16 protein-coding genes and 1 pseudogene are annotated in these 18,537 nt (G+C 71.8%); 12 read left to right on the top strand and 5 right to left on the bottom strand.

What is annotated here, in order from left to right; all coding sequences use genetic code 11:
* Positions 1-86 precede the first annotated feature (86 nt).
* Positions 87-620, top strand: coding sequence for a hypothetical protein (locus tag AQJ67_RS03170; RefSeq protein WP_062716402.1), 534 nt, complete (start codon positions 87-89; stop codon positions 618-620).
* Positions 617-2,671, top strand: a complete 2,055-nt coding sequence (locus tag AQJ67_RS03165; protein ID WP_062716401.1) for an Hsp70 family protein — start codon at positions 617-619, stop codon at positions 2,669-2,671. The genes AQJ67_RS03170 and AQJ67_RS03165 overlap by 4 nt, the downstream gene beginning before the upstream one ends.
* Before the next feature lie 63 nt (positions 2,672-2,734).
* On the opposite strand, the gene AQJ67_RS03160 is transcribed toward AQJ67_RS03165, so the two are convergent.
* Together AQJ67_RS03160 and AQJ67_RS03155 are read right to left on the bottom strand one after the other, a co-directional pair.
* Positions 2,735-3,127: an SCO5389 family protein gene (locus tag AQJ67_RS03160; protein ID WP_062716400.1), complete on the bottom strand. Its 393-nt coding sequence runs from the start codon at positions 3,125-3,127 to the stop codon at positions 2,735-2,737.
* A gap of 47 nt (positions 3,128-3,174) precedes the next feature.
* The gene (locus AQJ67_RS03155; RefSeq protein ID WP_062716780.1) at positions 3,175-4,122 is read right to left on the bottom strand and encodes an ATP-binding protein; all 948 of its coding nucleotides are present in this window, start codon (positions 4,120-4,122) and stop codon (positions 3,175-3,177) included.
* Positions 4,123-4,292: 170 nt separating this feature from the next.
* Between AQJ67_RS03155 and AQJ67_RS03150 the strand changes: the two genes are divergently transcribed.
* From AQJ67_RS03150 to AQJ67_RS03135, 4 genes are read left to right on the top strand one after another with little or no spacing between them, the layout of a single operon-like run.
* A complete protein-coding gene (locus AQJ67_RS03150; protein WP_062716399.1) occupies positions 4,293-4,829 on the top strand; it encodes a GNAT family N-acetyltransferase in 537 nt (178 codons plus the stop codon).
* 3 nt (positions 4,830-4,832) lie between these two features.
* Entirely contained in the window at positions 4,833-6,317 is a 1,485-nt protein-coding gene (locus tag AQJ67_RS03145; RefSeq protein WP_062716398.1) for an ABC transporter substrate-binding protein, read from the top strand.
* A 3-nt stretch (positions 6,318-6,320) separates the two neighbouring features.
* Complete coding sequence (locus tag AQJ67_RS03140; RefSeq protein ID WP_062716397.1) at positions 6,321-8,117, top strand: ABC transporter permease subunit; 1,797 nt, start codon at positions 6,321-6,323, stop codon at positions 8,115-8,117.
* The gene (locus AQJ67_RS03135) at positions 8,117-9,346 is read left to right on the top strand and encodes an MDR family MFS transporter (RefSeq protein WP_062716396.1); all 1,230 of its coding nucleotides are present in this window, start codon (positions 8,117-8,119) and stop codon (positions 9,344-9,346) included. The genes AQJ67_RS03140 and AQJ67_RS03135 overlap by 1 nt, the downstream gene beginning before the upstream one ends.
* A 303-nt stretch (positions 9,347-9,649) precedes the next feature.
* Here AQJ67_RS03135 and AQJ67_RS03130 read toward each other — a convergent pair whose 3' ends face one another.
* Positions 9,650-10,417 (bottom strand): CDP-alcohol phosphatidyltransferase family protein, encoded by a 768-nt coding sequence (locus tag AQJ67_RS03130; protein WP_062716395.1) that lies wholly within the window; start codon positions 10,415-10,417, stop codon positions 9,650-9,652.
* 108 nt (positions 10,418-10,525) lie between these two features.
* Between AQJ67_RS03130 and AQJ67_RS03125 the strand changes: the two genes are divergently transcribed.
* From AQJ67_RS03125 to AQJ67_RS48905, 5 genes and pseudogenes are all read left to right on the top strand, one after another.
* Complete coding sequence (locus AQJ67_RS03125; protein WP_062716394.1) at positions 10,526-11,509, top strand: zinc-dependent alcohol dehydrogenase; 984 nt, start codon at positions 10,526-10,528, stop codon at positions 11,507-11,509.
* 150 nt (positions 11,510-11,659) lie between these two features.
* Entirely contained in the window at positions 11,660-12,058 is a 399-nt protein-coding gene (locus AQJ67_RS03120) for a 6-pyruvoyl trahydropterin synthase family protein (RefSeq protein ID WP_062716393.1), read from the top strand.
* Positions 12,055-13,311 (top strand): glycosyltransferase family 4 protein, encoded by a 1,257-nt coding sequence (locus tag AQJ67_RS03115; protein WP_079055730.1) that lies wholly within the window; start codon positions 12,055-12,057, stop codon positions 13,309-13,311. The genes AQJ67_RS03120 and AQJ67_RS03115 overlap by 4 nt, the downstream gene beginning before the upstream one ends.
* Complete coding sequence (locus AQJ67_RS03110; RefSeq protein ID WP_062716392.1) at positions 13,308-14,450, top strand: class I SAM-dependent methyltransferase; 1,143 nt, start codon at positions 13,308-13,310, stop codon at positions 14,448-14,450. The genes AQJ67_RS03115 and AQJ67_RS03110 overlap by 4 nt, the downstream gene beginning before the upstream one ends.
* Positions 14,447-15,538, top strand: a pseudogene (locus AQJ67_RS48905) (lysylphosphatidylglycerol synthase transmembrane domain-containing protein); the annotation flags it as partial. The gene AQJ67_RS03110 and the pseudogene AQJ67_RS48905, both read left to right, overlap by 4 nt.
* 149 nt (positions 15,539-15,687) lie before the next feature.
* Here AQJ67_RS48905 and AQJ67_RS44640 read toward each other — a convergent pair.
* Complete coding sequence (locus AQJ67_RS44640; protein ID WP_079055728.1) at positions 15,688-16,476, bottom strand: creatininase family protein; 789 nt, start codon at positions 16,474-16,476, stop codon at positions 15,688-15,690.
* A 41-nt stretch (positions 16,477-16,517) separates the two neighbouring features.
* On the opposite strand from AQJ67_RS44640, the gene ribA reads away from it, so the two are divergent.
* A complete protein-coding gene (ribA, locus tag AQJ67_RS03100) occupies positions 16,518-17,186 on the top strand; it encodes a GTP cyclohydrolase II (protein ID WP_062716391.1) in 669 nt (222 codons plus the stop codon).
* Between the two features lie 76 nt (positions 17,187-17,262).
* On the opposite strand, the gene AQJ67_RS03095 is transcribed toward ribA, so the two are convergent.
* Positions 17,263-18,495 carry a serine hydrolase domain-containing protein gene (locus AQJ67_RS03095; protein WP_062716390.1) on the bottom strand — a complete coding sequence of 411 codons (1,233 nt, stop codon included), beginning with the start codon at positions 18,493-18,495 and terminating at the stop codon, positions 17,263-17,265.
* Positions 18,496-18,537: the final 42 nt, after the last annotated feature.

Here is an 18,537-nt window from a genome sequence, read left to right as displayed (position 1 = left end):
CAGGCCCTGGAAAGCGAGTCGACGACGCGTCTGGCGCACCCGTCACCGCCGGCCCGCTGGTCGATCCCCGCTCCGACCCCGAGGTGATGTTCCGCATCCTGAGCGACAAGATCGCGGCGAAGGTGGACCGTGCGGCCATGAAGGCGGGTGCGAGCGCTGCTCAGGAAGTCGGCCGAAGACTCACCGCGGAACTGGACGCGGCCATCGCGGGAGCACAGTCCACCGCGGGCAAGATGGGCAGTCTTGTGCAGCGGGCCGTGCAAGCGGCCGTGGATGAGGCCCTGCGCACGGCCGTACTCAACGCGACGCGCGTACACGAAGAGCACCTGGCGCAGTTGGCGCTGATCGACCGTACGGCGCAGACCGGACAGGACATCGGGGCCGTAAGGCTGCGTATCGAGGAGGAGATGCGCCGTTCCGGGCTCACGAGGATCACCGCCGCCGACCCAGAGGCCTTCAACCTGGTCAATCCGACGGAGCACACGGACAGCGGCACCTACGAAGTCCTCGCGCCGGCTTACGCAGACAGCCACACCGGACGGATCATTCAACGGGGCGAGATGAGACGCATGCTGTCGGGGCCCACCGCCCCCGTCGCCGACGGAGGGAGCGACCGATGACATTCGGCATCGACTTCGGGACGAGCAACTCCGTCGTCGCCCGGTGGACCGGGAACGGCACCGAGGTGATCCGGGTGGACAGCGCCGCGCTGCCTGCCGAGTGGAACAGGCCCGGCTTCGACGAGCTCTTTCCCTCCGTCGTCTCCCTGCGGGACATTCAACGCACGCTGTGCTTCGGCTGGTCCGCCAAATGCGAGACGGCGGAACCGCAGGACGCGGTCAAACGCATGCTCGCCTCGCGGCCGAGGGCGATGGACGAGGACGAGAGCCTCCCCGCCGGCACCGTGCCGGAGGAACACGAGGTCTGGTTCGGTGATGAGCCGTTCCGCAGCACGGCCGTGGCCGCGGCCCTCTTCGATCAGATGAGAGCTGGAGTGCGCCGCAACCTCCGAGAGATGGAGGAGGCGGTCGTCACGGTGCCGGCCAACGCCACAGGAGCCGCACGCTACCGCACCCGGGCCGCGGCGCGACTCGCGAAGATCAAGGTCAAGGCCCTGATCAACGAACCCACCGCCGCAGCGATCAGCTATGCGCACGATTTCCCTGGTGAAGGACGGTTTCTCGTCTTCGACTGGGGCGGCGGCACCATCGACGTCACCGTCCTCGAGCACTACGACGGCATCTTCGACGAGATGGCATCGCGCGGCATCACAGCGCTCGGGGGCCTCGAGTTCGACGAGGCGCTGGTGAAGCTGGTGCTCGCCAAACTAGGCACCCATCCCGACAGACTGACCCGGTTGGAAGCGCGCCGCTGGAGACGCCATGTCGAACTGACAAAGATCGTGCTCTCCCAGCCCGGCACGGATCAGGTGCTCTTCGAGCCGCTCGGCGGCCTGCCTCCCGTCGTGGTGCACCGGGAGGAGTTCGAGGAAGCGGTCGAACCGCTGGTGCGCCGCGCGCTCGTCCCGCTGGACGAGTGCCTTCAGGACGTGGGTCTTACCGCGCACGATCTGGACGCCGTACTGATGATCGGTGGCACTTCACAGATTCCGCTGGTGCGACGCGAGGTCGAGCGGGTCCTGGGCAAGGCCGTCGTCGACGCCCGACTGTGCAAGCCGATGACGGCGGTCGCGAGAGGAGCTGCCATCACGGCGGCAGAGATCGACGGCCTCGTCCCCGAGACCACCATCTCGGTCGCCACGAGCCACGACCTCGGTCTGTCCTTCGAAGCGGGCGGACGGCGCGGCTTCGCCACCTTGGTCCCTCGCTACTCGACCCTGCCTGCCCGTGGTACGCGCAGTGCCATGCCAGCGGTCCGTGGGGCCTCCAAGGTTGTCCTGGAAATCGTCGAGGGCGACGGGAAACGTGCCGCGGACGATGAGCGGACCTTCCCCCTCGCACGACTCGAACTGCCGGTGCCGCAGCCGGGTGCCGAGCCTCCGAGTAACGTGTTCGACGTCGACTACCACTACGACCGCAGCGGCATCCTCAAAGTGCATGCCAAGGCCCGGCACACCGGTGCCGTCATCCTGGACGAGGAACTGGACTGCTTCGGCCCGGATGGCACCCCCATCGCCCAAGGGCTGGATCGCGAACTTGAACGACTGCTCAGGCGCGTCACCGAACCGGCTGTGAGCGAGGCCGTGCCGGTGCCTCCGACGACGGAGACATCCTTTGAACACGGGCTTTCGCCAGAGTCAACGGGAGCCGAGGAGACACCGAGCCTGGTCGTCGACGGACGCGGCATCATGACGGCCGGTCGTACGGCAGCGTCGCCTCGTCCCCCCAGTGTTCGTCTGCTCGGGTCTGCTCTCACCGCCATCAAACGTCGCTATCCGGACCACCGTGTGGTGACCGTGCTGGGAACGGACCTAGTTGACTCGGTCGAGTACGAGGACAGGCACATCGTGGACCGAGGGGTGGGAGAGGGTCTGATCGTGACCGTTCCCGCGTCCTCTCCTCAATTGGTGCTCAGCGTGGCACAGCAGCTGGACGCGGTCGTGGTGTCCATGGAGGACTTGACCCGCTTTCGAACGCCGCATCCCTGGGTGACGGAGAGCGGGCGGTTCGTGAAGTTGGCGCGGGTCGATCGTGACTGGCTGTTCGTATGAGCTGATACGGACGCAGCACCCCGACGTATCGAAGGGACGGCGGGGTCCAGCGCCGGCCGACGTTCAGCAGTCCCGGAACTCCGGCGACTGATTCAAAACCTGCGACCGCACCGACGTGAACCGCGCGTACCTCTCCCCGTCCCGTGCCTCCGGCCGGAACGCCGCCACCCGGTGGCAGTTCTGGAAGGCGAGCGTCACGCCGAAGTGCCGTTCCAGGCTGCCGCGGATCGCGTCGCTGGCGAGGGCGCGCAGGAGCTGGCCGCGTTCCTTCTCGGACGGGGGAGGGGTCTGGTTGTCCGTGAAGTCGGCCGTGCCCTCACGGAGTTCGGTGGCGAGGGAGGCGATCAGGTCGTAGGCGTACGGCAGCGAGGTGCGGACGGTGGCCACGAAGTCCTCCTCGCGGATGTCACCGCTTTCAGCTTCGGCGAGGAGCTTCGGGGAGACGTCGAGAGACATGGTGTGCCTTCCTGTTCAGGGGGGGTGGGGGAGGGGGGTGGTCGTCGTCAGGCCAGGGCCGGCGGGCCCGGCACGAAGTCCGGGTCGATCTGGGCGGCCAGGTCACCGCCCGTCCGGTCGTCCGCCCACGCGCGGGCGTTGCGCAGATGGAATTCGACGGCGTGGCCGTGCGTCGTGGCCCAGTCCTTCGGCAGGGCGTCGACCGTCTCGCGCAGGACGTTGAGGGCGTGCAGGTTCTGGTACTCCAACTCGCCCTGTTCCCGGCCCTGTTCGGCCGCGCGGACCCAGGAGGAGTGGACCAGGTGGGTGAGGAGGTCGTCGCCGACCTCCTCCTTGAGGAAGAGCAGGTCGTCCTCGCCCGTCACCTTGTTGCCGATGACCGCGACGCGGATGCCGAACTCGCGGGCGTGGTCGCGGTACTGGCGGTAGACCGAGACGCCCTTGCGGGTGGGTTCCGCCACGAGGAAGGTCATGTCGAAGCGGGTGAACAGGCCCGAGGCGAAGGCGTCCGCGCCGGCTGTCATGTCGACCACGACGTACTCGCCGGGGCCGTCGACCAGGTGGCCGAGGTAGAGCTCGACCCCGCCGAGCTTGGAGTGGTAGCAGGCCACCCCGAGGTCGCTCTCGTCGAACTCGCCCGTGACCATCAGCGGTACGTCGCCCACGCGCCGGACGTGCCGCGCGTGCAGTTCGTCGTCGCCGAGCAGGGTCAGCAGACGGGAGCCGCGGCCGGGCGGAGTGGTCTTGATCATGGCGTCGGCGGAGGGGATGCGCGGGTTGGTGCCGCGCAGGTACTCCTTGATGTCCCGCAGGTGGGCGCCGAGCGGCGGGGCGTCCAGGGGGTCGCCGTCGTGGCCCAGTGCCTCGGCGAGGTGCTGGTTGATGTCGCCGTCGATGGCCAGCACGGGCGCCCCGGAGCGGGCCAGGTGGCGGGAGAAGAGCGCCGACAGGGTGGTCTTGCCGCTGCCGCCCTTGCCGACGAACGCGATGCGCATCAGCGGCACCCCGCCTTCGCCGCCAGGGTATCCTTTTTGAAAATGGATGTCATGTAGCAAGGTTGGCGTTGATCTTCGCGCACTGTCAAATCACCTGAGGCGTAAGGGTGTTGTGCCGGAGGGAGGGGTGGGCGGAAAGGCCTTTCGCCCTTGATGCCTATGATGTGCAAGTGCACGACTACAGCATTAGGGCGGCGAGCCCGGACGACCTCGACGGTGCGCGGGCCCTGATGCTCGACACCGTCTACCACGACTTCGGCACCGGCTATGTGCCGCGCTGGCACGCGGACATCATCGACCCGGTCGCCGCCTACCTCGCCTCCCCCCGCCACACCCTCCTCGTCGCCCTCGACCCGCGCGACAAGGGTGTCGTCGCCACCGCCGCCCTCGACTCCCACGGCCCGGCCCACCCGCCGAACCCGCGCGACCTCGCCGAGCGCTACCCCTCCGGCGACACCGCGCAGCTGCGCCGCGTCTACGTCCGCCCCGAGCACCGCAGGCACGGCCTCGCCGGGCGGCTGGTCGACGAACTGCTCGCCTTCGCGGCGGCGGACGGCGGCTACCGGGCCGTCTATCTGCACACCGACCCGAAGGTCCCCGGCGCCGAGGCCTTCTGGCGCTCGCGCGGCAAGGTCGTGCTGGACGAGCGCGAGAACCCCGACGGCGCCATCGGCGTCGTCCACTTCGAGATACCGATGGAGCGATAGCCCGTGCCACGCCGACTCCGCCCGCTCCTCGCCCTCGCGCTGGCCCCGGTTCTCGCCGGCTGCTTCGCCTCCGGCGGCGGAACCGACTCCGCCGACAGCGCCGACGGAGGCTCCCGCCTGCGCGTCGCCCTCGCCTTCCCGCCCGCCGAGAACCTCTCGCCGTACGGCGCCGACGCCACCATCCTCAGCCGCCTCGGCGTCACCGAGGGCCTGACCGCGCTGGACGCCAACGGCGCGGCGGCCCCCGCCCTCGCCGCCTCCTGGCGCCAGGAGAACGACCGCACCTGGTTCTTCACCCTGCGTGAGGCCACCTTCCAGGACGGCTCCACCGTCACCCCGGCCGCCGTCGCCACCGCGCTCACCCACGCCGCGCAGGCCAAGCCCGCCCCCGCCGGCCTCGCCGGAGTCACGTTCACCGCGAAGGCCGACGGAAGCACCGGCGTACGGATCACCACGAAGACCCCCGACCCCGTCCTCCCGCTGCGCCTGTCCAGCCCGTCCCTCGCCGTACTCTCCGGCAAGGCCTACGGCACGAAGGACAAGGTCGACCCCGTCGGCACCGCCACCGGACCCTTCGAGCTCACCAAGGTCCTCGGCGCCACGGCCGTCACCCTCGACCGCTACGACGACTACTGGGGCGGCCGCGCCCAGGCCCCCGGCATCGACGTCAAGTTCGTCGCCGACGGCACCGCACGCGCCAGTGCCCTGCGCACCGACCAGGTCGACCTCGCCGAGGCGATCCCCGTCGCCCAGGCCGCCACCCTCGACAAGGACACCGTCGAGGCCACCGCCACCACCCGCACCACGAGCCTGCTCCTCAACACCCGGAAGGGCGCCTTCAAGGACGCCGCACTGCGGGCCGCCGCCCGCGAGGCCGTCGACACCTCCGCGCTCGCCAAGGGCGTCTACGAGGGCTACGCCGACCCCGGCGCCGGTATCTACGGGCCCGCCGTCACCTGGGCCGCGGGCAAGCGGACCGAGCCGGCCGGACGTGCGAAGGCGGGCAAGCCCGAGGGGACCCGCATCACGATCGCCACGTACGACAACCGGCCCGAACTGCCCGAGGTCGCCCAGGTGCTGAAGCAGCAGCTGGAGAAGGCGGGGTTCGAGGTCACGCTGGAGGTGCGCGAGTACTCGCGGCTGGAGAGCGACGCGCTGGACGGCAGGTTCGACGCGTTCGTCGGCGCCCGCAACAGCCTGGTCGACACCGGCGACCCCGTCGGCGTCCTCGCCAGCGACTACACCTGCGACGGCGGCTACAACCTGGCCCTGCTCTGCGACAAGGACGTCGACCGGGCCGTGGCCAAGGCAGCGGACACCGCCGAGCGCCAGGACGCGGCGATGGCGGCCGAGGCCGAGATCCTCGGCACCGACGCCGTCGTACCGCTCGTCCACCAGCGCGTCATCACCGGCGTGGGCGGCTCAGTCCGCGGCGCGCTCCTCGACCCGTACGAGCGCACCCTCGTCGGCATCGGCACCCGGCGCTGACGCGTGCGACACCAGACAGTCACGCTTCTGTGGCGTGCGGGGATCGCGGCCGCCCTGGTGTGCGCCATCGGCGTACTGCCCTGGCTCACGCACACCGACCCGGCGCTCACCGTGCTCAAGGCCCGCTCGGCGGAACGCGACCCCACGCCCGAGGTGCTCGCGGACATCCGCGCCCAACTCGGCCTGGACCGCGGCCCGTTCCACCTCCTCGGTGACTGGCTGGGCGGGCTGTGGCACGGAGACGCCGGCCGGTCCTGGATCTCCGGCAACGAGGTCGCACCCGCCGTCCTCCAGGCCGTCGGCGTCTCCCTGATGCTGATGGCGGTGGCCCTGGCGGTCGCGGCCCTCACCGCCGCGCTGATCTGCGCCCGCACCCTGTGGCTGGGCGCCCACCGCCGACTCGACGGACGGCGCGCGGGAGGCAGCGGCTCCGCGGTCCTCGCCGCCCTGCCCGAGTTCCTCACCGCCTCCGTACTCGCCACGGTCGTAGGCGTCCAACTCGGCTGGCTTCCGGCCCTCGGCTGGTACGGCCCCCAGTGGACGATCCTCCCCGCACTGGCCCTCGGCCTGCCCGCCGGCGCCGTCCTCGGCAGGCTCCTGGACGACCTGCTGCCCGGCGCCTTCGCCGAGCCCTGGGCGCTGGCCGCCACCGCACGCGGCCTCCCCGGCCGCACGGTCGCCTGCCAGGCCCTGCGCCGCTGCCTGCCCGGACTGCTGCCCAACACGGGCCTGTTCGTCGTGGGCCTGACCGGCGGATCGGTCACCGTCGAGCAGATCTTCGACATACCCGGCCTCGGCCGCACCACCCTCCAGGCCGCCCTCGCCCAGGACCTGCCCGTCCTCCAGGCCGGCACCCTCGCCCTCGTCCTGCTCGCCGCGGTGGCCGCCGGAGTGGCCCACGTCCTCACCCGCCTGCTGATCGGTCCGGCCCTGCGGGACGGCGAGCTGTCGTCCCTGCACCGGCCGGCGCCGCCCGCCCGCACGATCCTGCCGTTCGTCCACGCCGGCCTGCTCCTCACCGTCATCGTCTGCGGCCTGCCCCGCGACCCCCTGGCCCTCGACACCGCCGAGCGCCTGGCCGCCCCCTCCCCGTCCCACCCGTTCGGCACCGACGCCCTCGGCAGGGACGTCCTCGCCCGCGTCGCCCACGGCGCCCTCGACACCCTGCTGCTCGCCCTCGCGATCACCGCCGCCACCCTGCTCACCGGCCTGGCACTCGGCCTGCTGCCCCGGCTGTCCGGCCCGCTCGTCGACACCGTCACCGCGCTGCCGCCGGTCCTCGTCGCCCTGCTGGTCACCGCGGTCGTCGGCAGCGGAACCGCCACCCCCGCCCTCGCCGTGGCCGCCGTCGCCTGGGCACCGCTCGCCGCCCACACCTCCGCACTGCTCCAGCAGGAACGCGCCGCCCTCCACCTCACGGCCACCCGAGCCCTGGGCGCCGGCCCCTGGTACCTCCTACGCCACGAACTCCTCCCCGCCGTCGTCCCACCCGTCACCCGCCACGCCCTGCTCCGCCTCCCCGGCATCGCCCTCGCCCTCGCCTCCCTCGCCTTCCTCGGCCTCGGCGCCCAGCCCCCCTCCCCGGAGTGGGGCCTCCTCCTCGCCGAGAACCAGCCCTACGCCGAGCGCGCCCCCTGGGCGGTCCTCGCCCCCGCCGCCGTACTCGCCCTGCTGGGCGCGCTGGCCGTGACGGCGGCCGGAGGGGTGCGGGGCGCGCGGCGACGGCGCGGTGGGAGCGAGACCGCCGCTCGGTCGATGCCCGAAGAGCAGTCACCGGTCAGGCAGTTGGTGAAGCAGTGATGGCATCGCTCATCTCCCGCGGCCTGTGCCGAAAGGCACCGGACCAGCCTCGGCTCTCCCCCCTCCTCCGCCTCCTCATCCTCACCCAATTCGCCTTCAACATCGGCTTCTTCGCCGTCCTGCCCTTCCTCTCCGAACACCTCGGACAGGCCGTCGGCATGGCGGGCTGGATGGTCGGTTTCGTGCTGGGGCTGCGGACCTTCAGCCAACAGGGCCTCTTCGTGGTGGGCGGGGCGCTGGCCGACCGCTACGGCATACGGCCGGTCGTCCTCATGGGCTGCGTCCTGCGGATCGCGGGGTTCGTATGGCTCGGCTCCGCACGTGAGACCTGGGCGGTCATAGGCTCAGTGCTGCTGATCGGGTTCGCCGCCGCGCTGTTCTCACCGGCCGTGGAGTCCGAGGTGGCCCGGCAGGCGGTGCTCTGGGAGGAGTCGGGGGCCGGTTCCCGTACCCGCGTGCTCGCCCTGCTCACCGTGGCCGGACAGGCGGGCGCCTTCGTCGGACCGCTGCTCGGCGCGCTCCTGCTCTCGGTGGACTTCCGTACGGTCTGCCTCGTCGGCGCCGGCATCTTCGTCCTCGTCCTCGCCGGGCACGCGTGGCTGCTGCCGCAGCACATACCCGGGCGGGGAGGCGTCAAGTTCCGCGGCGGCATGGGGAAGCTGCTGCGCAACCGCCGCTTTCTCGCCCTGTGCTGCGCGTACGGTGCCTACCTCCTCGCCTACAACCAGCTCTATCTCGCCCTCCCCGACGAGGTCGAGCGCGCCACGGGCTCCCAGACAGCCCTGGCCTGGCTGTTCGCCCTGTCCTCGCTGCTGGTCGTGACCGCCCAGCTGCCCGTCACCCGGTGGGTGGGGGAGCGGCTCACCCTGCGCCGGTCCATGGTGGCCGGGCTGCTGCTGATCGCGGTGGGGTTCGCGGTCGTGGGCGCCGCTCGGCCTGCCGGCTGGACGGGTGCGGCAGGTCTGTTGCCCGCGGCCGGCTTCGTCGTCCTGCTCACCCTCGGGCAGATGCTCGTCGCACCGGTCGCCCGTGCGTGGGTGCCCGACCTCGCGGAGGACGGCCGACTGGGGCTCTACACCGGCGCGCTGTCCTCCGTCTCCGGTCTGATCGTCCTGATCGGCAGCTCGGCGACGGGCACCCTGCTCGACTCCGGTCTTCCCGAGGCTGTGCCCTGGCTGGTGCTGGCGGCTGTACCGGTTGCGGCGATCGGGTTGCTTCCACGCCGATAGGCCGCACCGACTTGCGGCACACCCGGGCCCTCCCAGGCTTTCCTCGCCCCCGCCGCCCCTACCCGTCCCATCCCCAGGGGCTCCGCCCCTTCGACCCCGCCAGGGGGCTGCGCCCCCTGGACCCCCCATCGGCCTTCGGCCTCGTCCTCAAGCGCCGGACGGGCTAGAAGTGCCTGGGCCGGCCCTGGAAAGTGACCGTCGGCAGCCGTGAAGTGCAGCACCGGCACGGCACGGCGCACCGTGGCTTCGCAGCACGCCAGCAGGCGAACCCCCACCGGCACGGGCCGCCGCAGGCACCCCGGCTCAACCGCCGGAGGCCACCAGTTCGCGAACCTTCGTCACGCGCGCCCCCCGCTGCGTACGCGACGTGCGGTACAGCCACAGGACGTCCCGGCCGAACGACCAGACGAGCGCGGCCAGAGCCGTCGCGGTGACCGCGAACGTGGCCGCGTACGGGAAGAAGCTGGACGCGGCCAGCAGCAGGAGCACGCCCTGCAGAGCGGCGACTGTCTTGCGGGCAGTGCTCGGCGGGAGCGGGGCGTTGAGCCAGGGCCAGACGCGGGCGGCGGCGACGAAGGCGTAGCGCATGGCGCCGATGAGGAGGACCCAGGGGCCGAGCGACATGGAGACGTACACGCTCAGCACCAGGATCAGGAACGCGTCGACCTCCATGTCGAAGCGCGCGCCCAACGCCGTGGACGTGCCCGTGCGACGGGCCACCTTGCCGTCCACGCCGTCGAGGATCAGAGCGACGGCCGTGAGGCCGACGAACAGCGTCACCGGCGGCGAGCTCTCGGAGGAGTCCGCCACCAGAGCGGTGACGCCGCCCACCAGCGTCGCGCGGCCCAGTGTGACCCGGTTCGCCGGGCCGAAGGAGCGGAGCCCGGACCGGTGCAGTGCCAGCGAGAGCATCGCCCACGTGGCGATGGCGAAGACGAGGCCGGTCAACCAGCCCGCCGGCCCCATGCCGATCGCCGAACCGAGCAGGGCCAGCAACAGGATCTGCACGCCCGCTCCCACAGCGGTCTCCTGCTGGACCAGCCTTGCTTCGTACGTGTTGTTCAGGGCCACCGCACATTCCTCCGGCCAGATGACAGAGTCGATCAAGGCCGCGTACTGTGCGCGACCTGTGCACACCTCGGTACGTGAACAGCTTCCCGATCGTTCAGGAGGATTCCGATGAACCGCACCGCACGTGCGTTCTGGCTCAGCTCTCCGGGTGAAGGAGAGATCCGGGAGGTCACCCTGCCGGAACGGGGCGAGAGTGACGTCCTGGTGCGGTCGCTGTACTCCGGAGTCAGCAGGGGCACGGAGACGCTCGTGTTCCGCGGCGGCGTCCCCGAGAGCCAGCACGCGGCCATGCGGGCACCGTTCCAGGAGGGCGAGTTCCCCGCCCCCGTGAAATACGGGTACCTGAACGTCGGGACGGTCGAGGAAGGACCCGACGGACTCCTCGGCCGCACCGTCTTCTGCCTCTACCCGCACCAGACCCACTACGTCGTCCCCGCGAGCGCCGTCACCGTCGTACCGGACACCGTGCCCGCCGAACGGACCTTCCTCGCCGGCACCGTCGAGACCGCCGTCAACGCCCTCTGGGACGCCGCGCCCCTGGTCGGCGACCGGATCGCCGTGGTCGGCGGCGGCATGGTCGGCTGCTCGGTGGCCGCGTTGCTGGCCCGCTTCCCGGGCGTACGGCTCCAGTTGGTCGACGCCGATCCGGGCAGGGCCGATGTCGCCAAGGCACTCGGCGTCGCGTTCGCCTCGCCCGGGGAGGCGCTCGGCGAGTGCGACCTGGTCGTCCACGCCAGCGCCACCGAGCAGGGACTCGCGAAATCCCTCGAACTGCTCAGGGCCGAGGGCACCGTCCTCGAACTGAGCTGGTACGGCGACCGGCGTGTCGGCCTGCCCCTCGGCGAGGCCTTCCATTCCCGGCGCCTGAACATCCGCAGCAGCCAGGTAGGCACCGTCTCCCCCGCCCGCAGCGGCAGCCGCACCTACGCCGACCGGCTCGCCCTGGCCCTCGACCTGCTCGCCGACCCCGCCCTGGACGCGCTCGTCACCGGGCAGAGCGCCTTCGAGGAACTGCCCGAAGTGATGCCGAAGCTCGCCTCCGGGGAGATCCCGGCGCTCTGTCACCGCGTCAGGTACGCGGACACGCCCTGACGGACTCGCTCAATTGGGGACGACAAGAGCGCCTGACCTGAGAAAAGAGTGAGAGACGGCTGAACACGGGGAAGCCAAGAGCCGTACTACACGGCATCCCCGGCAGCGATGAGCCGGGGACTAGGCGTACCGCACCTGGAGGGTCGTCCGTTGTTCAGCATCACCGTCCGCGATCACATCATGATCGCCCACAGCTTCCGCGGCGACGTCTTCGGGCCCGCGCAGCGACTGCACGGAGCGACGTTCCTGGTGGACGCCACGTTCCGGCGCGAGCAGCTGGACGACGACAACATCGTCGTCGACATCGGACTGGCCACCCGGGAACTCGGCGCCGTCGTCGGTGAGCTGAACTACCGCAACCTCGACAACGAGCCCGACTTCGCCGGTATCAACACCTCCACGGAGTTCCTGGCCAAGGTCATCGCCGACCGGCTCGCCGAGCGGATCGAGAAGGGCGCGCTCGGCGAGGGCGCCAGGGGCCTCGCGGGTCTCACCGTCACGCTGCACGAGTCGCACGTCGCGTGGGCGAGTTACGAGCGTGCCCTGTGACCGACGTGACCCTGGAGAAGAGGGCCCTGCACCAGCCCGGCCCGGACAAGACGGGGACGGCGGGGACGACGGGGACGACGGGGGCGGCCGAGAAGACCAAGCTCGGCTACGTACCGGTCCAGCACTCCGTCCTGAAGAACGCCGAGATCATCCCCATGTCCCTGCGCTCCGTGCACTTCGTGATGCCGGGCGGCGTCGACGACCCGACCGTGCCGAGCGGCGGCAACGCCTATGACCGGCGCGTGAGCCTGGACCTGCCCGGCTTCGGCTGGCAGGTGCACAAGCACGCGGTCGACGGCAGCTGGCCCAGCCCCGACGCCGCCGCCCGCACGGAACTGGCCCGCACGCTGCGGGAGTTCCCGGACGGCACCGTCGTCCTGCTGGACGGGCTCGTCGCCTGTGGCGTGCCCGAGATCGTCGTCCCGGAGGCCGAGCGGCTGCGGCTCGCGGTCCTCGTCCACCTCCCGCTCGGCGACGAGACCGGGCTCGACCCCGCCGTGGCCGCGGAGCTAGACGCCCGGGAGCGCACCGTGCTCCGGGCCGTCCCCGCGGTGATCGCCACCAGCGACTGGGCGGTCCGCCGCCTCGTCTCCCACCACGGCCTCGCCCCCGAACGGGTCCATGTCGCCGCCCCCGGCGCCGACATCGCGCCCCTCGCGTCCGGCACCGACGGCGTCTCGCGCCTGCTGTGCGTCGCCGCCGTGACTCCGCGCAAGGGACAGCACCGGCTGGTGGAGGCACTGGCGACGGTGACCGACCTGCCGTGGAGCTGTGTGTGCGTGGGCGGGCTGAACCAGGATCCCGAGTACGTGGCGCAACTGCGGTCGCTGATCGCACGGCACGGCCTGAAGGACCGGCTGATCCTGGCGGGCCCGCAGGCCGGCGCCGAACTCGACGCCAGCTACAACTCCGCCGACCTCATGGTGCTCACCTCCTACGCCGAGACATACGGCATGGCGGTGACGGAGGCGCTCGCGCGCGGTATCCCGGTACTGGCGACGGACGTCGGGGGAGTGCCGGAGGCGGTCGGCCGGGCCCCCGACGGAGGCGTCCCCGGCATCCTCGTCCCGCCGGAGAACCCCGCCGCCATCGCCGCCGAACTGCGCGGCTGGTTCGGCGAGGCGGACGTACGACGCCGACTGAAGGCGGCGGCCCGGGGACGCCGGGCCGCCCTGAACGGCTGGGCCGGCACGGCCCGCAGCCTGGCCGCGGTACTGGGCCGGCTGCCGAACGAACCCCGGAGGGCGGCATGAGGAAGACGGCGACGACACCGGCCGGCGGGACCATCCCGGCTCAGCCCGGACCGAGGGACGCCACGGACGCCACGAACGTCACGGACGTCACGGACGCGGCGCAATCGCCCGAGCCGCAGCGCGGGATCGTTTCGGCGGAGGGCTCGGAGGGCGCGGAGGGCTCGGAGGGCTCGGTGAGCTCGGTGGGCGACATCAGCGGCGTGTCCGGACCGGCGGGACCCGACAAAGACGCCGTCATCCTCGGAGCCGGGCCCACCTTCCGCCCCGGCGAGCGGGCCACCGTACGACTCCGGGACGCCGGGCCCGACGACCCGCCCCGCTACGCCCCCGAGTGGCTGGAGCTGCGCGAAGGCGCCGACGCCGCGGCGCGGGCCCACGAACTGCTCGATCCGCTGCGGATCCGGCTCGCCAACCTGCCCGGACGCGCCGGAGTGGTCATCCACGACGTGGGCTGCGGCACCGGCTCCATGGGCCGCTGGCTCGCACCCCATCTGGACGGCGCCCAGCACTGGATCCTGCACGACCGCGACCCCTACCTGCTGCACTTCGCGGCCGTTGCCTCCCCGCGCTCCGGCGCCGACGGCAGCCGGGTGACCGTCGAGACCCGCCGCGGCGACATCGGCCGCCTCACCCCGGACGCTCTCAAGGGCGCCTCGCTGGTGACCGCCTCCGCGCTGCTCGACGTCCTCACCCGCGAGGAGGTCGACACCCTCGCCGCCGCGTGTGCGGGCGCGGGCTGCCCGGCGCTGCTGACGCTCTCCGTCGCCGGGCGGGTCGAACTCACCCCGTCCGACCCGCTGGACACGGAGATCACCGAGGCGTTCAACGCCCACCAGCGTCGCTCGGGCATGCTCGGACCGGACGCGATCACCGCGGCGGCCGAGGCGTTCGCCGAACACGGCGCGACCGTGCAGGTGCACCCGAGCCCCTGGCGGCTCGGCCCCGCCGAGTCGGCGCTCACCGCCCAGTGGCTGCGCGGCTGGGTCGGCGCGGCGGTCGAGGAACGCCCCGAACTCCGCGAGCGCGCCGACCGCTACCTGTCCGAACGGCTCGCCGCCTGCGAGGCCGGCGAACTGCACGTCGTGGTCCACCACAGCGACCTGCTCGCACTGTGCCGGCCGACGGGCGGAGCGTCATGAGCGTGGAGACGGTGACAAGGCTGCGCGTCACACGGCGTACGGCGGCACGTACGGCGGCCCCCGCCCCGGCCCCCGCGACGCCCCCGGCCCCGGCCCTCGCGCCTGCCCTGGCGCCCGCCCCGGCCCCCGCGCCCGCCGCCCTGGCCGTCTCCCCCTCCCGCATCGGCGTCGTCGTCACCGAGCCCCGCGCGAAAGCCGCCGCCCCCGACGCGCCGGGCCCCCGCCCCCGCCCCCGTCCCCTCCGCGCCCTGCTGTCCCGCCTCAACACCCCCGCCGTCCGCACCCACCTGGGCACGGCCGTCGGCGTCGCCATCCTCGTCGTGCTGTTCTGGCGGCTCGGCACCGGCGTCTTCCTCGACGGGCTGCGGCGGATCGACGCGACGGCTCTGGTCGTCGCCCTCGGGATCGGGGCCGTCACCACCGTGTTCAGCGCCTGGCGCTGGCAGTTGGTGGCCCGGGGCCTCAGGATCCGGCTGCCGCTCGGCGCGGCCGTCGCCGACTACTACCGCGCCCTGTTCCTGAACGCGGCCCTCCCGGGCGGCGTCCTCGGCGACGTGCACCGGGCGGTCCGGCACGGGCAGAGCGCCGGTGACCTGGGACGCGGTGTGCGCGCGGTCGTTCTGGAGCGGACGGCCGGTCAGCTCGCCCTCGGGGTCGTCGGCGCCGTCGTGCTGCTGACCATGCCGTCGCCGGTGCTGAACGAGGTGCGTGACCTCACCCCGCTCGTGCTGTTCGCCGCCGTGGGCGCGCTCGCCGTCGTGGCCGCCGTACGCATGAACCGTGCGCCGTCCCGCCGCGACCGGACGAAGCCGACGGCCCTGCGCGCGACCCTCGGTGAGGCGCGCGAGGCCCTGCTGTCCCGGCGCAACGGACCCGGTGTCGCCGTCTCCTCCGTCGTCGTGCTCGCCGGCCATCTCGCGATGTTCGTGCTCGCCGCCCGGATCGCCGGCTCCGCCGCCTCCGTGGCCGCCCTGCTGCCGCTCGCCGTCCTGGCCCTGCTCGCCATGGGACTGCCCCTGAACATCGGCGGCTTCGGCCCCCGGGAGGGCGTCACCGCCTGGGCGTTCGGCGCCGCGGGCCTCGGCGCCGACACCGGGCTGGCCGTCGCCGTCGTGTACGGCGTCCTCAGCTTCGTGGCCGCCCTGCCCGGCGCCCTCGTCCTCGTCGCCCGCTGGTACACCGGCCTGCGCGCCGACTCCGGATCCGCCGTCACCATGGCGGACCCGGAACCCAGCCGCTATTTTCGTGCGTCTCCCGTTTCCCGTACGGAATCGTCCGCGGAGGTCAGCAGTGACACATACGCGCCGAAGGAATCCGCGAGGCTCGCCAGCAGCCGCTTGCCCTTTTCCGCGGAGCCCAGCGAAGGACGTCCGATGACACCCGAATCGGTATAGCCGGACATACCGAGGGTGAGCAGATGACGGCGGTCGTCCGAGACGAAATCGGAAGTCTCATAACCGGGTCGGATCAATTCGGGATGAGCGTGCAGAAGGATGGAGGTCTCGATTTCTCCCGCGTGCATGTCGGTGAGCAGCGAGGTCTCCACCCCCGCCCGCTCCCGTGCCGCCTCCCAGTCCTCCGGGGCCGGGAACAGCGCCATTCGCTCACCGCGCGCGGAGGACTCCTGAACGACGTTGCCCAGTACGTAGTTTCCGCCGTGTCCGTTGACCAGCACCAGGGCGTCGACACCGGACCGGCGGAGCGAATCCGCTATGTCCCGTATCACCGCATGAAGGGTCACGGAGGAGATGCTGACGGTCCCCGGCCAGGCGGCGTGCTCGTGCGAGCAGGAGATCGTCACCGGCGGAAGGAGGTGCACCGGGTACGCCGCGGCTATCTCGCGCGCGACCGCGCAGGCCACCAGCGTGTCGGTCGCCAGCGGGAGGAACGCGCCGTGCTGCTCGAAGCTTCCGACGGGAAGGACCGCGACCTGCCGTGAAACGCCCGCTCCTCGCGTCCGTACGTCTTCGGTGGTGTCCGCCGGCACCAGCGAGTGTGCCGCCGGCCGCGTTTGTGAACCACTCATCTTTTCACGGCCTTTCGTCTCTGCTTAGGAACTGAAGAATCATGACAGAAAAAATTGGCGTACTCGGCACGAAGTCCGGACAGCGGACGCAGCGTTCCGGAGTGGAGCGCGTGGTGAATGCCCCCCTGCCCACGGTGTACGGGGAATTCCGGGCGATCGGCTATCTCGACCATGACCGCGGTGACGAGCAAGTGGCCCTGGTGTACGGCGAGACCGGCACGGACGACGTCCTCACTCGGCTGCACTCCGAATGCCTGACCGGCGACGCGTTCGGCTCCCAGCACTGCGAGTGCGGCGACCAGCTCGCCTCCGCGCTGCGTGCCGTCGTCGCCGAGGGCAGCGGCATCGTCGTCTACCTGCGGGGCCACGAGGGCCGCGGCATCGGTCTGCTCGGCAAGCTGCGGGCGATGGCCCTCCAGGCGGAGGGCCTGGACACCGTCGAGGCCAACCTCGCACTCGGTCTGCCCGTGGACGCCCGCGACTACGGCGTCGCCGCAGAGATCCTCCACGACCTCGGCGTGAACAGCGTCCGTCTGATGTCGAACAACCCGCGCAAGCGCGAGGCGTTGGTGCAGCACGGCATCCAGGTGGCCGAGCAGGTCCCGCTGCTGATCCCGCCCTGCGAGAACAACATCACCTATCTGCGCACCAAGCGGGAGCGCCTCGACCACCACCTGCCCCATCTGGACGCGGTCGCGCACCTGTCCTGACGAGGCGCTCCGCCGGGCTGTGCCTGGACGGCCAGGCGTCGACGTGCCGTCGGCCGTCAGTACAGCCCCGCGCCCCTCAGGCCTCCGTGACGGCCTCGTTCACGAGCCGCTTGAGGTCCTGGAAGAGCGTGTGCGAGGTCCTGGGCCGCACCTGTGTCATGAACTGCACCGTCAGGTCGTGGCGCGGGTCGACCCAGAAGGTGGTGGTCGCGACCCCGCTCCAGCCGTAGGCGCCGAGGACGGTCGGGGCCTTGGTGCGCGCCGGGTCGATCACCACGGAGACGCCGAGACCGAAGCCCATGCCGTCGTTGCCGGCCTCGTCATGGGCGGGGCGGCTGCCGAAGGAGCGCAGGTCGACGCCGCCCGGGAGGTGATTGGACGTCATCAGGTCCACGGTCCCGGGGGACAGCAGACGGGTGCCGTCGAGTTCGCCGCGGCGGCGCAGCAGCTCCATGAAGCGGTGGACGTCGTGCGCGGAGGCGGCCATCCCGCCGCTGCCGGACAGGAAGCGGGGCCGGCCGCGCAGCGGGAGACCGGGGATCGGCTCGATCCCGCCGTCTTCGGTCCCCCCGTACAACTCGGCGAGCCTGTCCGCCTGTTCGTCGCTCACACAGAACCCGGCGTCGGTCATCCCGAGCGGCCCGAAGATCCGCTCGGCGAAGAACTCGTCGAGCGGCTGCCCGGACACGACCTCGATGATCCGGCCCAGGACGTTGGTGGCGACCGAGTAGTTCCACTGCGTCCCCGGCTCGAACTGCAACGGCAGGCTCGCGTACACGTCGACCGTCGTGGCCAGGTCGGAGCCGGGCAGCACGGCCGAATCCAGGTTGGCGTCCCGGTAGAGGGCGTCGACGGGGTGCGTGCGGTAGAAGGCGAAGGTCAGCCCGGCGGTGTGGGTCATCAGATGCCGGACGGTCATCGGCCCGTCGGCGGGACGGGTCACCGTGTCGGCGCCGGATCCGCCGACGTACACCCGGGGCTCGGCGAAGGCCGGCAGATGGCGGCCGACCGGGTCGTCGAGCGACAGCCTGCCCTCCTCCACCAGCAGCAGCGCGGCGACCGTGGTGACCGGCTTGGTCATGGAGTAGATCCGCCACAGCGTGTCGGCCTCGACGGGCAGCCCGGCCGCGAGGTCCCGGTGGCCGTGCGTGGCCAGGTGGGCGACGCGTCCACCGCGGGCGACGGACACCAGGTAGCCGGGTATCCGCCCCTCGTCGACCTGGTGGGCGAAATGCTGGTCGAGGCGGTCCAGCGCCTTCGCGTCCAGCCCGGCCTCACCCGGGTCGACCTCTTGTGTCAGCAGTGCCATCGCTCTCCTCCGCATACGTACGACGAGGGTGCGCTCCGGCAT

This window comes from Streptomyces caeruleatus, from assembly GCF_001514235.1.
GTDB classification, from domain to species: Bacteria; Actinomycetota; Actinomycetes; order Streptomycetales; family Streptomycetaceae; genus Streptomyces; species Streptomyces caeruleatus.
This window is presented reverse-complemented; position numbering and strand designations above follow the sequence as displayed.